Below are 13,612 nucleotides of genomic sequence, written 5' to 3' on the forward strand. Positions count from 1 at the left end.
TCGTGTTCTCCTTCGACTCAGGCCTCGTCGATGTCCACTTCGAGCATCGGATCGGTGACGGTGGCGAAGTCCTCGGCCTCGAGCTCCTCGCCCGCGTCCAGGTCCTCCTCACCGGCGGAGTTCTCGATCTCCTCCGCGGAGGCCTCGACGGTCTCCCCTTCATGTTCGATGGCCTCATCCGCACCACCGGTGTCGGCCCGCACCCCGGAGAGGTCGATGCCGAGCTCCTCCGCGGCACGGAGCAGGTCGTCGTCGTCCTCACGCATCTCGGCGCGCTCGCCCTCCTCGGAGACGACGTTGACGTCGAGGGCGAGGGACTGCATCTCCTTGAGGAGCACCTTGAAGGACTCCGGGATGGACGGTTCGGCGATGTTCTCGCCCTTGACGATCGCCTCATAGGCCTTGACCCGCCCGACCGTGTCGTCGGACTTGATCGTCAGCATCTCCTGCAGCGTGTAGGCGGCACCGTAGGCCTCCAGCGCCCACACCTCCATCTCCCCGAACCGCTGACCGCCGAACTGGGCCTTGCCGCCCAGCGGCTGCTGGGTGACGAGGCTGTAGGGGCCCGTCGAACGCGCGTGGATCTTGTCGTCGACGAGGTGGTGGAGCTTGAGCACGTACATGTACCCGACGGTGACGTTCTGGGCGAACGGCTGCCCGGTCCGGCCGTTGTAGAGGCGCACCTTGCCCGAGGCCTGCTCGCCGGGGCGACGGCTCTCGTCCACGTCCATGCGGATCTTGCCGCCGGCCGCGGTGTGCTCCTTCTGCCACTGCACGAGCGCGTGGTCGACGTCGGCGACCTTCGCGCCGTCGAACACCGGTGTCGCGGTGTACACCTTCGCGCCGGCGCCGTCGACGGCGTTGCGGGCGACCTTGACCGCTTCTGCCTTGGCGCGGGACCCGTCCTCATACCAGCCGTTGACGGCGGCCCACCCGAGGTGGGTCTCGAGGATCTGGCCGAGGTTCATCCGGCTCGGCACGCCGAGCGGGTTGAGGATCACGTCGATCGGGGTGCCGTCCTCGAGAAACGGCATGTCCTCGGGGTCGACGATCTTGGAGATGACGCCCTTGTTGCCGTGGCGGCCGGCGAGCTTGTCACCCTCGGAGATCTTGCGCTTCTTGGCGACGAACACGCGCACGAGGTCGTTGACCCCGGGCGGCAGATCGTCCCCGTCATCCCGACTGAAGGTCTTCACGTCGATGACGACGCCGCCCTCGCCGTGGGGCACCTTGAGGCTCGTGTCGCGCACCTCACGCGCCTTCTCCTTGAAGATCGCCCGGATCAGCTTCTCCTCGGCGGTCAGCTCGGTCTCACCCTTGGGCGTGACCTTGCCGACGAGCAGCTCGCCCGAGGTGACCTCCGCGCCGATCCGCACGATCCCGCGGTCGTCGAGGTTGCGCAGCGACTCCTCCGAGCGGTTCGGGATGTCGCGCGTGATCTCCTCGTCGCCGAGCTTCGTCGTCCGCGCATCGATCTCGTACTCCTCGATGTGGATCGAGGTCAGCTCGTCATCGGAGACGAGGCGACGGTTGAGGATGATCGAGTCCTCGAAGTTGTAGCCCTCCCAGGACATGAATGCGACCATCAGGTTCTTGCCGAGGGCCATCTCCCCCTGATCGGAGGAGGAGCCGTCCGCGAGGACGGTCCCCGGGAGAACCTTCGTGTCGACGCTGATGATCGGCTTCTGATGGATCAGGGTGCCCTGGTTGGAGCGCATGAACTTCTGCAGCAGGTACTCCTCGGGGCCCTCGGCGGTGTCGACGACGATCCGCTCGGCGTCGACGTAGGAGACGGTCCCCTCACTGCGGGCGACGACGACGTCCCCGGTGTCGACGGCGGCGCGGTACTCCATGCCGGTGCCGACCACGGGCGCGTCGGTGACGAGCAGCGGCACAGCCTGGCGCTGCATGTTCGAACCCATCAGGGCGCGGTTCGCGTCGTCGTGCTCGAGGAACGGGATCATCGCCGTCGCGACCGACCACACCTGCTGGGGGGCGACGTCGATGAGGTCGACCTCTGACGGCGGCACGGTGATGTACTGGCCCGCAAGGGTCCGGCAGAGGATCTCCGTCTCCGTCAGCCGGTTGTTCTCATCCCGCGGCGCGTTCGCCTGGGCGATCTTCAGCGGCTCTTCCTGGGTCGCGTCGAGGTGGACGATCTCGTCGGTGATGACGCCGTCCTTGACGACCCGGTACGGGCTCGTGACGAACCCGTGCTCGGAGATCTCCGCGTAGGTGGCGAGCGAGCCGATCAGGCCGATGTTCGGACCTTCCGGCGTCTCGATCGGGCACATCCGGCCGTAGTGGGTCGGGTGGACGTCACGCACCTCGATCGGAGCACGCTCCCGGGTCAGGCCGCCGGCCCCGAGCGCGGACAGGCGCCGGCGGTGGGTGAGGCCCGACAGGGAGTTGTTCTGATCCATGAACTGGCTCAGCTGGGAGGAGCCGAAGAACTCCTTCAGCGCCGCCACGACGGGCCGGATGTTGACGATCGTCTGGGGGGTGATCGTGTCGGAGTCCTCGGTGGTGAGGCGCTCGCGGACGACCCGCTCCATCCGGTAGAGACCGATCCGGAACGCCTCCTGGATCAGCTCGCCGACGGTGCGCAGGCGGCGGTTGCCGAAGTGTTCGTACTCGTCGAGGTGATCGACGATCGGGTCCCGCGGCATCCCGGCCGCCTCGGCGGCGTAGTCCTTGACCTCGATCTCCGGGTTCTCCTCCATGCCGAGCATCCGCGGCAGGGAGACGAGCTCCTTGATCAGGGCGATGATGTCGTCGTGGGTGAGGGTGCGGGTGTCCAGATCGGTGTCGAGGTGGAGCCGGCTGTTGAGCTTGTAGCGACCGACCCGGGTGAGGTCGTAGCGCTTGGGGTCGAAGAAGAGCTGGTTGAGCAGGGAGCGAGCGGCGTCGACGGACGGCGGCTCGCCCGGGCGCTGCTTCTTGAACAGCTCGATGAGGGCGCCCTCCTCGGTCCTGGTCACCTCGGCGTCGGCGTCGAGGGTGAGGCGGATGTAGAGGGAGTTCTCGAACATCGCGAGGATCTCCTCATCCGTCGAGTACCCCATCGCCCGGAGGAGCACGGTGACCGGCAGCTTGCGCTTGCGGTCGATGCGGACGTACACCCGGCCCTTCTTGTCGATCTCCAGCTCGAGCCAGCTACCGCGCGCGGGCATCAGGTTGGCGACGAAGACCTGCTTGTCCCGGTCCTTGGGCTCCATCACGTAGGCGCCGGGGGAGCGCACGAGCTGGGTGACGACGACCCGCTCGGTCCCGTTGATGACGAACGTGCCGCGGTCGGTCATCCACGGGAAATCGCCCATGAACACGGACTGCTCGCGGATCTCCCCGGTCTCCCGGTTGATGAAGGCGACGGTGACCGTGAGCGGGCGAGCGTAGGTGAGGTCCTTCTCCCGGCACTGCTCGAGGGTTGCGATCGGCTCGTCAAAGAAGAACTCGCCGAACTGAACGGCGAGGTTGCCCGTGTAGTCCTCAATCGGTGAGACGTCATCGATGGTCTCGCGGAGCCCTCCGCGCTCGGGGTCGGTGAGCCAGGCGAAGGATCGACGCTGAATGTCGATCAGGTTCGGAACGTCCAGCGCGTTCTGCAGACGCGCAAAGCTACGACGCGTGCGGGGGGCTTCAGCGGTTGCCAAGGCGGCGACTCCTCAGGCTGAGGGGAGACAGGGTCTCCGCGCAGGGCGTCGTGCTCGGGGGAGTGGGATCGGTTTGAGGATCCCGCCGAGCGTGACACGAGGCGCGGACACACGACGATAGCACAGGGCACCTGTCGGCTGGCACGGACCAGCGGCATGCCCCGTGAAGGGTACGTCCAGCTCTCACGGACCCCGCCCGGGGTGACCGCGTATGTGGCGCGGTCCCCGCTGAAGGGCGGCTACGACTATCGGCTGACGTCACGCAGTGTATGCGCTGGGCCTGTCGAAGGCAACCGCGGGATAGGGTTCTCGGCTCCCCGCCCATTCCCGCCCCAAGAGGCCACTCATGACGCCCACGGCCCTGCGCACCCCCGAGGCGCGCTTTGCCAACCTGCCCGACTTCCCCTACGCCCCCCACTATGTCGAGGATCTGCCGGGGTACGAGGGCCTGCGGATGGCCCGTGTCGACGAGGGGCCCTCCACGGGCGCGCCAACCTTCCTGTGCCTGCACGGCCAGCCAACCTGGAGCTACCTCTACCGCAAGATGATTCCGGTCTTCGCCGCCGCCGGCGCCCGGGTCGTCGCCCCCGACCTGTTCGGGTTCGGCCGCTCCGACAAACCCCTCGAGGAGCCGGCCTACACCTTCAGCTTCCACCGTGACAGCCTGCTCGCGCTCATCCGCCACCTCGACCTCCGGGACGTCACACTCGTCGTACAGGACTGGGGCGGGGTCCTCGGCCTCACCCTCCCGGTCGAGCCCGACATCGCCCCGCGGATCAGCCGCCTGCTCGTGATGAACACCGGCCTCGCCGTCGGCGTCCCCATCAGCGAGGGCTTCGAGGCCTGGCGGGCCTACAACGCCGGCCAGGACGATCTCGCCGTCGGGACCCTGCTCGCCCGCTCAGAGCCCTCTCTGTCTGCCGCCGAGGCGGCCGCCTACGACGCGCCGTTCCCCGACCGCTCCTACAAGGCAGGGGTGCGTCGCTTTCCCGAGCTGGTGATGACCCGCCCGGACATGGACGGGGTCGACGTGAGCCGCGCGGCCGCCCGCTTCTGGAACAAGGAATGGCATGGGCCGACGTTCATGGCGATCGGCCTGCGCGACCCGGTGCTCGGCGCCCCGGTGATGCACCGGCTCGCCGCCCTCATCAACGGCTGCCCGGAGCCGCTGGTGCTCGAACAGGCCGGCCACTTCACCCAGGAGCACGGCGAGAGAATCGCGATCGCGGCGCTCGCCGCGTTCTCGGCCGCGGCGAGCTGACCCGCCAACCCTCGGTCAGCTCCGCCCGGGGGGCTCCCCCCGGGCTCGCCGTCAGCGATGCTGGGCGGCTGAGGGCGAAGCCTCCCAGAACGCGTCGAGCTTGACCGCATCCGGGTTCCCGCGCTTGCGCGAGACCGCCCACATCTCCACCGGCTCGTCTCCCTCGTTGCGGTGCGAGCGCGGGGTGTGGGCGCCGACGCGAACCGCTGCGGGCGCGCTGACGTGGCGGATCTCCTCACCGAAGCGCATCGTCAGGGTCCCGCGGGTGACCAGGTAGAGCTCCTCGATCTCCTCGTGGTAGTGGCCGGTGCCCTGCTCGAAGTCGGAGTGGGCGGGAACCCGGATGCAGGTGAGCGCGAGCTGCTCGGCGCCGAGCAGCTCGGTGAGGGGACGGAACTCGCCGGGAACGTCACTGTCGGCGTAGTGGTCGGCGGCGGCGTCGGGTGAGACGACGGTGTAGTCGGCGAGGTGAGAGCTCATGGTCGAGAACCTACCCGCTCCGGCGCTCTGGCCCAACGCGGCCTGAGCGCACGGCGGTCTGAGCGGGCGACCGGGCCCGCTCAGACCGTGTTCACGCGCCGCGGTGCGAAGCGATGGGCCCAGCGTTAAAGCAGCCCGCCCAAGCCCCCGGTGCTGCTGCCGCCACCGAACAGGCTCCCGAGGACACCAGAGAGACCCCCGCCGCCGGCCGGGCTGCCGCTGCCACTGCCGAGGCCCGTCAGCGAGGTGACCGGGGAGGTTGCGGTGCTTGTGCCCGTCGTGGCGGTCGTGCCCGTCGTGCTCGACGAGCCGGTGGGGCTGATCCCGCTGCCGATTCCGCTGAGGGTGTTGGAGATCCCGCCGAGCAGGCCCGACAGCCAGTTGGTCAGCTCGGTGAGCTGCTGGGTGATCGGGGCGCCGAGCTGGCCGGCGACCGTGTTGGTGACGCTCTGCAGCGTCGAGCTCGTCGAGGTGTACTCAGACTGCAGCTGGCCCAACAGCTGGGTGGCGGACGCCTGGTCGGCGCCAGGCAGGTCGGGGATGAGCGCCTCGAGCTGGGTGATCTGCTGGTCGACGGCGCCGCTCGTCGTGCTGAGAGCCCCGCCGAGCACCGACTCGAGCTGGGTGGTGAGCCCGCCGCTGGTGAGCAGCCCGGAGATCTGGGAGAGATCACCGGCGGCCTGGTTGAGCAGGGTCGCGATGCTCCCGAGCGTGTCGGTGCCGGTTGCCGTGGCGGTCGTTGAGGTCGAGCCGGTGCTGGTCGCCGTCGAGGTCGAACCGGACGTGGTGGTCGAACCGCCCGTTGAGCTGGTCGTGGCGGTGAGGTCCTCCAGGAGGGTCGTGAGAAAGCTCTGTCCGGTGATCGCCGGCTTGATCGCCTGGGCGAGGGCGAGCTGAGTCGCCCCTGAGGTGTGGCCGATCAGCGAGGTGTAGGTGCTTGCCTCCGTCCCCAGCAGGCCGGCGACCGAGGTGAGCGCAGAGGCAGCGACGAGGTTCGTGCGCTTGGACAGATCGAGGGCGGTCACGGCGGCCCGATGGGTGTCGGTGGACACGCGCACCATCGCCTGGCGGGCTGCGGCGGCCCGCGCCCGGGCGTCCCGCCGGACGAGCTTCAGCTCGGCCTTGGCGACCGCCACCTCGTGGATGACGGCGGCCTTGCTCACCGCCGAGCGGCGGGTGGTGTGGGCCTGTGCAACGCCGGGCAACGCCCCGCTGAGGGCCACCACACCGGTGACAAGTGCCGGTCCACCGGCAGCCAGCTTCGTGCTGATCATGAACGCTCCTTTGGCAACTGGGCCGCCTCGACACGAGGCCCCTCGTTGTGCGCCCCCCTCTCACGAGGGGTTTGCCGTTTCTGGTCACGGCCGCACACGATGCACAGCCGGCCGGGTGGGCGCGGATCGTTCGCGGCCGCGTCGGGCGCCCGTCTCCGTCCGTGAGCTCCCGACAGATCCGCTCGCCGCGTCGCACCCGAGCCGGGGCGTGCGAACGCGCGCCGGGGACCAGGATGGGGGGCTGCTGTGACCGCCATGCCCGGGGTATCGGCAGCTCATGGGTCATCCGTTGAGTCCAACGGACATTCTCATCTGCGCCCCGGTGCGGGCGGGGTCATCGCGCCGCCGCGGCCCGCGTCCACCCCGGCCGGGTGAGCCGCCAGCCGGTGAGCAGGGTGCGAGCGCCGATGAAGGCGAGGATCGCCAGCCAGATCCCTGTGATCCCGCCACCGTCGAGGAACGCGAGCAGCGCGAGCGGCAGGAACACGACCAGGGTGCAGGGAAGCATCGCCCACATCAGGTAGCGGGTGTCGCGCGCCCCGATCAAGATGCCGTCGAGCGCGAAGGCGGCCCCGTTGAGTGGTTGCATCAGCGCGCAGATCGGCCAGACCGCGCGGGCGTCGGCGACGACCCGCGGCGCGCTCGAGAACAGCGGGATGAGCACCGGCTCGAGCGCGAGCAACCCCGCACCGAGGACACCCCTGGCCGCCACCGACCAGACGATCACCCGTCGCGCGAGGCCCGTCGCCTCCGCGGTGGCGCCCGCCGTGAGCGCGTGACTGATGAGCACCTGGGCGGCGATCGCGAGCGCGTCGAGGATGAGCGCGAGCGCGTTCCAGATGCCGAAGACGATCTGATGGGCGGCGAGGGCGGCGCTGCCGATCCGCGCGAGCAGCGCCCCGGCGAGCAGAAAGGACGCATACAGGGCGGCGCTGCGGACGAAGATCTCCGCCCCGATCCCGGCGAGGCCGGCGAGCACGTGCCGGCGCGGGGCGACGAGCGAGAATCCGGCCGCCCGCGCATACCAGGCGGCCGTGAGGATCTGGGTGAGCACCGTCCCGGCCGCCGATCCGGTGATCCCCCACCCGAGCCCGTCGACGAGGGCGAACTCGAGCAGCGCGTTGAGGAGGTTGGCGAGGACGAGGATCACCAGCGGGGAGCGGAGTCGGGCGATCCCCCGGAAGTAGCCGCTGGCCGCAACCGCCATCAGGTTGAAGGGCAGCCCGACGCTGGAGATCCGCAGGTAGCGGACTGCCAGCTCGCCGGTCCGGTGTGTCCCGCCGAGTCCCGCGATCACCGGGCCGGCGAGGAGCGCGAGCAGTGCCGCAAGCAGAACCCCGAGGGCGCCGGCCAGCAACAGCGCCTGGTTGCCCAGCGCACGCGCTCCGGTGATGTCGCCCCGCGCGTAGCGAGCACCGACGGTCGGGGTCGACCCGTACTCGAGGAAGTTGCACAGCGTCGTGACGGTGGCGATCACCGTTCCGGCCAGCGCGAGGGCCGCGAGCGGCGCGACCCCGAGATGCCCGACGATCCCCGTGTCCACGAGCACATAGAGCGGCTCGGCGGCCAGCGCCCCGAGGGCGGGAAGGGCGAGGAAGAGGATCCGCCGGTCATCCGGGTGGGGCCGGTAGCGGCCGAGCAGCGACCAGGCCCTGGGGCGCACCGGCCGGCCCGGCCCATCCGGTCCGCGCGGCACCCGCCCCGAAACGCGCGACGGCCGCCCCCGAGTCCGGGGACGGCCGTGACCCAACACAGGTTGGGAGACGCGGAACTACTTGAACTCGACGGTGGCGCCGGCCTCTTCCAGCTCAGCCTTGAGCTTGCTCGCCTCTTCCTTGTCAATGCCTTCCTTGACCGGCTTGGGGGCCTCATCGACGAGCGCCTTGGCCTCCTTGAGGCCAAGGCCGGTCGCGGCGCGGACGACCTTGATCACCTGGATCTTCTTGTCGCCGGCGGCGGCGAGGATGACGTCAACGGTGCTCGACTCCTCCTCGGCCTCCTCAGCGGCGCCACCGGCAGCGGCGGCGGGCGCCGCAGCCGCGACCGCGGTGGCGGAGACCCCGAAGGTCTCCTCGAGGGCCTTGATCCGCTCGGACAGCTCGAGGACGGAGATGCCCTTGAGCTCCTCGATCCATTCTTCAGTGGTTGCCATGTGGTTCTCCTTGCTTACGCGTCGGGGGTGGTCGCGTCATCCGACGCGTCGGTTTCAGGGGCCGTCGCCTCAACGTCAGGCTCGGCGGCGGAAGCTTGCGCGGACGCGTCCGCCTCGGCGGCGGGAGCGTCCTCGGTGGTCTCGGGCGCTGCGGCGTCGGGCGCGCCGGAACCGACGAGACCCTGTTCCTGGATCGCGCCGAGCTGGATGGCGAGACCCTGGATGAGCGCGTTGAGGCCGCGGGCGACCCCGGTGAGCGGAGCGGCGACCATCCCGACGAGCTGGCCGTAGAGGACCTCGCGGCTCGGCAGCTTGGCGATCGCGTCAACCTGAGCGGCCGTCAGCAGCTCGCCGCCGAGCAGGCCGCCCTTGCTCGCAAGCGGCCCGCGCAGCACGCGAGCGGTGTCTGCAAGCACCTTCGCGGCGGCGGCGGCGTCACCGCGGACGAACGCCAGGGCGGTCGGACCGACGAGAAGCGGCTTGAGCTCGGGCGTCCCGGCCTGGTCGGCCGCGCGCTCGGCGAGCGAGTTCTTGGCCACCCGTAGCGACGCGTCCGCGTCACCGAGCTTGGTCCGCAGCTCCTTGATCTGAGCCACGGTGATCCCGCGGTAGTCGACGGCGAAGATCGCCTCGGCCCCGCCGATGTCCTCGGCGATCTGATCGATCACCGCCGCCTTCTCGTCTCTGTTCATCTCGTCGCTTTCTGGTTGGGCCCGCCACGGCGAGCCGACCAGCCACGCTCAGACGAGCCGACGGGACGCTCCACCTACCCTGGACTTACGCATGCTCGGCCGGGGGTCTCGGGCGAAAGACTGCGGGGCAGTGTAGCGGGGCGGCGGAGGTCCCAACCCGGCCCGGCAGGCCCGGCCGGCGCCCGTCTCGAGGACGAGGGGGGACTTTTGCGTCGTGGCGACACAAAAGTCCCCCCTCATTGAGCGCTCGTCGCGCGCGGCTCGTCGCGCGCGGCAAGTGTCTCGGCCGCGCGAGGCCGGCCCGGACCACCGCCGGAGCGCCTGCGCGCTTCGGTCCGGGTCCGGCCCGGCAGGCCGGAGCCGGATCAGGCCCGGGCGAACCAGAGCAGGGAGAGGACCGCGACGAGGAGGGCCGGAGCGAGGGTGAGGCTCGGGATCACCTCACCGAGGGCGACCCCGGAGACGGCGATCGCGACGATCATCGTCGCGGCGAGCAGCAGACAGGTCGGAACGATGGCGCGCCGGAGGATCAGCAGCACGCCCCCGACGGTTTCGAGCACCCCGGCGAGGATCTCCATGCCGGCCGGCCAGGGCAACCCGAAGCTGATGAACGCGTTGAGCTCCCAGTGGTGGAAGACGAACTTGACGAGTCCGGCCGGGATGAAGATGACGCCGGTGATGATCGCGGTGCGGACCGCGGCCGGGTGCGCGTTGACCCGGCGGTCGGGTTCGGCGATGAACCGATCGCGCAGCCGCGCGCGGCCCGAGTCGGTGAGAGTGGCCGCCATCTGGCGACCACTCTAGGGGGTCAGCGGGGCTTCGCGCCCGCCGTGAATTCGCTCACGAGGTCGGAGAAGTGGCGCTCGGGATCGCGCACGCCCTCGGCCTCCATCCGCGCGACCGTCGTCGCCGCCGGCCGCTCCGGGTTGGCCATCATCCGGAACGCCGTTCTGATCAGGAGACCCATGGTGACGAGCAGACCGAGCACGGCGGCGCCCATCACCCACCAGGCGCCGGCGCCCGACACGACGGTGATCAGCGCGATGAGGCCGACGATCACCCACGTGGCGGCGACCTGGGAGACGATCCAGTTGCGCGGCACTCGCATCCCCCTGACTCCGGGATGTTCGACGGCGTCGCCCTGGCTGGGGTGGACGCGATCGCGCGGAACCCAGACGGAATCCTCGCCGACCACCTCACGCAGCTCGTCGGTGAGCTCGGCATTGAGCTCGGGGGAGAGCCTCGGCTCGTCGACCTCGACCGACCGGACCTCGGTGGTGCGGCTTCGGGCATCGTCGCGCGTTGCAGCAGTCATGGGAGTCCTCCTTGTGGACGGGTTGCACAGGAAGAACTGCCCGTTTTCGCGGAGTCGAACCGCAGCTGACCTGCAAACTTCTCGAGCTCTTCAGCGCCGGCAGAGGAGCGAACGCACCCGTGACGGACCGGGGTGGCCCCCCTGCCACCCCGAAACGGCGGGCGGCCCGGGCCCTCCGATCGGATCGAGGGCCCGGGCCGCACCGGACAGACGTGGGCGCCGAAGCGCCGACCCGGCTCGGGTCAGGCGGCGGCGGGCTCGCCGACCAGGTCGCGGGTGAGGGTCGGGTCGACCTTGACACCCGGCCCCATCGTCGAGGCGAAGGTGACGCTGCGGATGTAGCGGCCCTTGGCGGCCGACGGCTTGGCGCGGATCAGCTCCTCGATCACCGCCTGGTAGTTCTCCAGCAGCGCGAGCTCCTCGAAGTCGCGCTTGCCGATGACGAGGTGGACGATCGCGTTGCGGTCGGTCCGGTACTCGACCTTGCCGGCCTTGGACTCCTCGATCGCCTTGGCGACGTCCATCGTCACGGTGCCGACCTTCGGGTTGGGCATCTTGCCCGACGGACCGAGGATCCGGCCGAGGCGGCCGACGATCGGCATCATGTCCGGGGTCGCGATGGCGACGTCGAAGTCGTCAAAGCCCTCCTGGATCCGCTTGGCGAGGTCCTCGCCGCCGACGACGTCCGCGCCGGCCTCCTCCGCCTCCCGGACCTTGTCACCCTGGGCGAACACGGCGATCTTGACCTCCTTGCCGAGGCCGTTGGGCAGCGCGACGGTGCCGCGCAGCTGCTCGTCGGCGTGCCGGACGTTGAGGCCGGTCTTGACGTGAACCTCGACGGACTCGTTGAACTTGGCCGTCGACAGCTGCTTGACGAGCTCGACGGCCTCCGCCGGGGTGTACTCACGCGTCCGCTCATAACGCTGCTTGGCGTCGATGTATGCCTTGCCGTGGGAAGCCATGCCTATGCCACCTCGATGCCCATGGAACGGGCGGTCCCGGCGATGATCTTCTTCGCCGCGTCGATGTCGTTCGCGTTCAGGTCCTTCATCTTCTTCTCCGCGATCGAGGTGAGCTGCGCGTCGGTGAGCTTGCCGACCTTGATGCGGTGGGGCTCCGCCGAGGCGCTCTTGAGCCCCAGCTCCTGCTTGATCAGGACCGCGGCCGGCGGGCTCTTGAGGACGAAGGTGAAGGAGCGGTCCTCATAGACGGTGATGACGACCGGGATCACGGTGCCGGTGTCCGCCTGGGTCTGGGCGTTGAACGCCTTGACGAACTCCATGATGTTGACGCCGTGCTGACCGAGCGCGGGACCGACCGGTGGGGCGGGGCTGGCTTGGCCGCCGACGGCCTGCAGCTTGATATTGGTGAGGACTTTCTTGGCCATGTGCCTTTCCTAGTACGAGCGACAGCCCGACCGGCTGCCTCCTAGTGGATGAATGTGGCCGGTCTTGGGACCGGCCATCAGCGCTACAGGTTACTCGGGCGGTCGCCGCGGTCCCACGCCTCGGGCGGTCGGCGATCACCCTCCGCACACCGTCTCTCGCTCAAGCCTGCTGGAATGTTGGTGATAAGTCAACAATCTCGTCGACTTTGAACCTACCTATCTGTAGGCTTGCATCCAACATTGCCCAGGCTCGACATCAACCCCTTTCGCTTCTCGGGCCCGCTGGAACCCGAGGACATGATCGACCGGGACGCCGAGGCGGACGACCTCCTGCGCCTGACCATGGGCTCGCACTCCTTCCGCCTGATCGGGCCCCGCCGCTATGGCAAGACGACGCTGCTGCGCCGGGTCCTCGCGGCCGCTGAGGCGAACGGGACCGCCACCGTCCTGGTCGATCTCCAGGATGTCCTTTCCATCTCCGAGATCGTCGTGAGACTGGAGAGCGCCTACAAACGGCTGAAGGGGCCGGTCCGCCGGCATGTGGAGGACCTGCTGCGGACCTGGAACCTCGGGGTCTCACTCGGAGCCGCCGGATTCACCGCCTCCCTGCGCGAGAACCCCAACACCAACCCCGAGGCGGTGCTGCTGCGGGTCCTGGAGATCCCCGAGGCGCTGTTCGAACGCAACGGCACGCCGAGCCTGATCGTCTTTGACGAGATCCAGGACGTGCTCAACGTGCCCGGGGCCGACGGCAAGATCCGCAGCGTCATCCAGCATCAGGGCCGTGCCGCGACGTATGCGTTCGCCGGTTCGGCGCCCGGCATGATGAACCGGCTGTTCTCCGATCCGAGCCGGCCGCTGCTCGAGCAGGCGGTACCGCGCCACCTCGAGCCACTGCCCCTCAATGAGGTCGCCGATTACGTGATCACGCGCTTTCAGGCGAGCCGGCGCGACCCCGGCCGCGCGATGGACCCGTTGTTGGCGTTCGCCCGGGGACACCCGCAGCGCTCGATGATGCTGGCCCACTACCTGTGGGAGCGAACGCCCGCCGGTGAGACGGCTGATGAGTCGACCTGGCTGGCCGCCCTGGACCAGGCAAGCGCTGACACCGGCCTGCTGATGCAGGCGATCTGGCGGGCCCTGACACTCAACGAACGGCGAGTCGCCCGGGCCCTGGCGACCTCTTCCGCCCCGCTCTACAGCGATGAGACGGCCGCTCTCGTCGGCATCAAGCGCACGAGCATCCGCAGCGCCGTGGACAGCCTGCGCGCCAAGGCTGACGTGGTGGACGCCCAGGGCCGCCTGCGGCTGACCGACCCGATGCTCGAACACTGGCTACGCAGCCAGGGCGCGCTGCCGGACGACGGCGACGACACCGACTGAGTCCCCTCGGGCCGC

The 13,612-nt window shown here is 69.6% G+C and carries 12 protein-coding genes and 1 riboswitch; of the genes, 2 read left to right on the forward strand and 10 right to left on the reverse strand.

Going from position 1 to position 13,612, the window contains the following annotated elements; genetic code table 11:
- Positions 1–17: 17 nt before the first annotated feature.
- A complete protein-coding gene (locus tag M3M55_RS15710; RefSeq protein WP_249010447.1) occupies positions 18–3,653 on the reverse strand; it encodes a DNA-directed RNA polymerase subunit beta in 3,636 nt (1,211 codons plus the stop codon).
- Positions 3,654–3,999: 346 nt separating this feature from the next.
- Here M3M55_RS15710 and M3M55_RS15715 point away from each other — a divergent pair, with 346 nt between their 5' ends.
- Positions 4,000–4,914, forward strand: coding sequence for a haloalkane dehalogenase (locus M3M55_RS15715; protein WP_249010448.1), 915 nt, complete (start codon positions 4,000–4,002; stop codon positions 4,912–4,914).
- A gap of 51 nt (positions 4,915–4,965) precedes the next feature.
- Here M3M55_RS15715 and M3M55_RS15720 read toward each other — a convergent pair whose 3' ends face one another.
- The 9 genes from M3M55_RS15720 to rplK form a co-directional block, all read right to left on the reverse strand.
- Positions 4,966–5,394 (reverse strand): cupin domain-containing protein, encoded by a 429-nt coding sequence (locus tag M3M55_RS15720; RefSeq protein ID WP_249010449.1) that lies wholly within the window; start codon positions 5,392–5,394, stop codon positions 4,966–4,968.
- A gap of 125 nt (positions 5,395–5,519) precedes the next feature.
- Positions 5,520–6,668 carry a hypothetical protein gene (locus M3M55_RS15725; protein ID WP_249010450.1) on the reverse strand — a complete coding sequence of 383 codons (1,149 nt, stop codon included), beginning with the start codon at positions 6,666–6,668 and terminating at the stop codon, positions 5,520–5,522.
- 9 nt (positions 6,669–6,677) lie between these two features.
- Positions 6,678–6,754: riboswitch (cyclic di-GMP riboswitch) on the reverse strand.
- 248 nt (positions 6,755–7,002) lie between these two features.
- On the reverse strand, positions 7,003–8,331 hold the full coding sequence (locus M3M55_RS15730; RefSeq protein ID WP_249010451.1) for an MATE family efflux transporter: 1,329 nt from the start codon (positions 8,329–8,331) through the stop codon (positions 7,003–7,005).
- A gap of 108 nt (positions 8,332–8,439) precedes the next feature.
- Positions 8,440–8,820, reverse strand: a complete 381-nt coding sequence (gene rplL, locus M3M55_RS15735; protein WP_249010452.1) for a 50S ribosomal protein L7/L12 — start codon at positions 8,818–8,820, stop codon at positions 8,440–8,442.
- 14 nt (positions 8,821–8,834) lie between these two features.
- Positions 8,835–9,512, reverse strand: a complete 678-nt coding sequence (gene rplJ / locus M3M55_RS15740; protein ID WP_249010453.1) for a 50S ribosomal protein L10 — start codon at positions 9,510–9,512, stop codon at positions 8,835–8,837.
- Positions 9,513–9,877: 365 nt separating this feature from the next.
- Positions 9,878–10,300 carry a DoxX family protein gene (locus M3M55_RS15745; protein ID WP_249010454.1) on the reverse strand — a complete coding sequence of 141 codons (423 nt, stop codon included), beginning with the start codon at positions 10,298–10,300 and terminating at the stop codon, positions 9,878–9,880.
- 20 nt (positions 10,301–10,320) lie between these two features.
- Positions 10,321–10,827 carry a hypothetical protein gene (locus M3M55_RS15750; protein ID WP_249010455.1) on the reverse strand — a complete coding sequence of 169 codons (507 nt, stop codon included), beginning with the start codon at positions 10,825–10,827 and terminating at the stop codon, positions 10,321–10,323.
- A 242-nt stretch (positions 10,828–11,069) separates the two neighbouring features.
- On the reverse strand, positions 11,070–11,789 hold the full coding sequence (gene rplA, locus M3M55_RS15755) for a 50S ribosomal protein L1 (RefSeq protein WP_249010456.1): 720 nt from the start codon (positions 11,787–11,789) through the stop codon (positions 11,070–11,072).
- 2 nt (positions 11,790–11,791) lie between these two features.
- On the reverse strand, positions 11,792–12,214 hold the full coding sequence (rplK, locus tag M3M55_RS15760) for a 50S ribosomal protein L11 (RefSeq protein WP_249010457.1): 423 nt from the start codon (positions 12,212–12,214) through the stop codon (positions 11,792–11,794).
- A gap of 240 nt (positions 12,215–12,454) precedes the next feature.
- On the opposite strand from rplK, the gene M3M55_RS15765 reads away from it, so the two are divergent.
- A complete protein-coding gene (locus tag M3M55_RS15765) occupies positions 12,455–13,597 on the forward strand; it encodes an ATP-binding protein (RefSeq protein WP_249010458.1) in 1,143 nt (380 codons plus the stop codon).
- Positions 13,598–13,612 lie beyond the last annotated feature (15 nt).

Origin of the sequence: Conexibacter sp. DBS9H8 (assembly GCF_023330685.1) — a bacterium.
Taxonomy (GTDB): Bacteria; Actinomycetota; Thermoleophilia; order Solirubrobacterales; family Solirubrobacteraceae; genus Palsa-465.

What these genes read in the sequence shown, in the direction of transcription:
- M3M55_RS15715 (WP_249010448.1), top strand. Translation starts at nt 4,000, where the DNA reads ATGACGCCCACGGCCCTGCGCACCCCCGAGGCGCGCTTTGCCAACCTG.
- M3M55_RS15720 (WP_249010449.1), bottom strand. Translation starts at nt 5,394, where the DNA reads ATGAGCTCTCACCTCGCCGACTACACCGTCGTCTCACCCGACGCCGCC.
- M3M55_RS15725 (WP_249010450.1), bottom strand. Translation starts at nt 6,668, where the DNA reads ATGATCAGCACGAAGCTGGCTGCCGGTGGACCGGCACTTGTCACCGGT.
- rplL (WP_249010452.1), bottom strand. Translation starts at nt 8,820, where the DNA reads ATGGCAACCACTGAAGAATGGATCGAGGAGCTCAAGGGCATCTCCGTC.
- rplJ (WP_249010453.1), bottom strand. Translation starts at nt 9,512, where the DNA reads ATGAACAGAGACGAGAAGGCGGCGGTGATCGATCAGATCGCCGAGGAC.
- M3M55_RS15745 (WP_249010454.1), bottom strand. Translation starts at nt 10,300, where the DNA reads ATGGCGGCCACTCTCACCGACTCGGGCCGCGCGCGGCTGCGCGATCGG.
- M3M55_RS15750 (WP_249010455.1), bottom strand. Translation starts at nt 10,827, where the DNA reads ATGACTGCTGCAACGCGCGACGATGCCCGAAGCCGCACCACCGAGGTC.
- rplA (WP_249010456.1), bottom strand. Translation starts at nt 11,789, where the DNA reads ATGGCTTCCCACGGCAAGGCATACATCGACGCCAAGCAGCGTTATGAG.
- rplK (WP_249010457.1), bottom strand. Translation starts at nt 12,214, where the DNA reads ATGGCCAAGAAAGTCCTCACCAATATCAAGCTGCAGGCCGTCGGCGGC.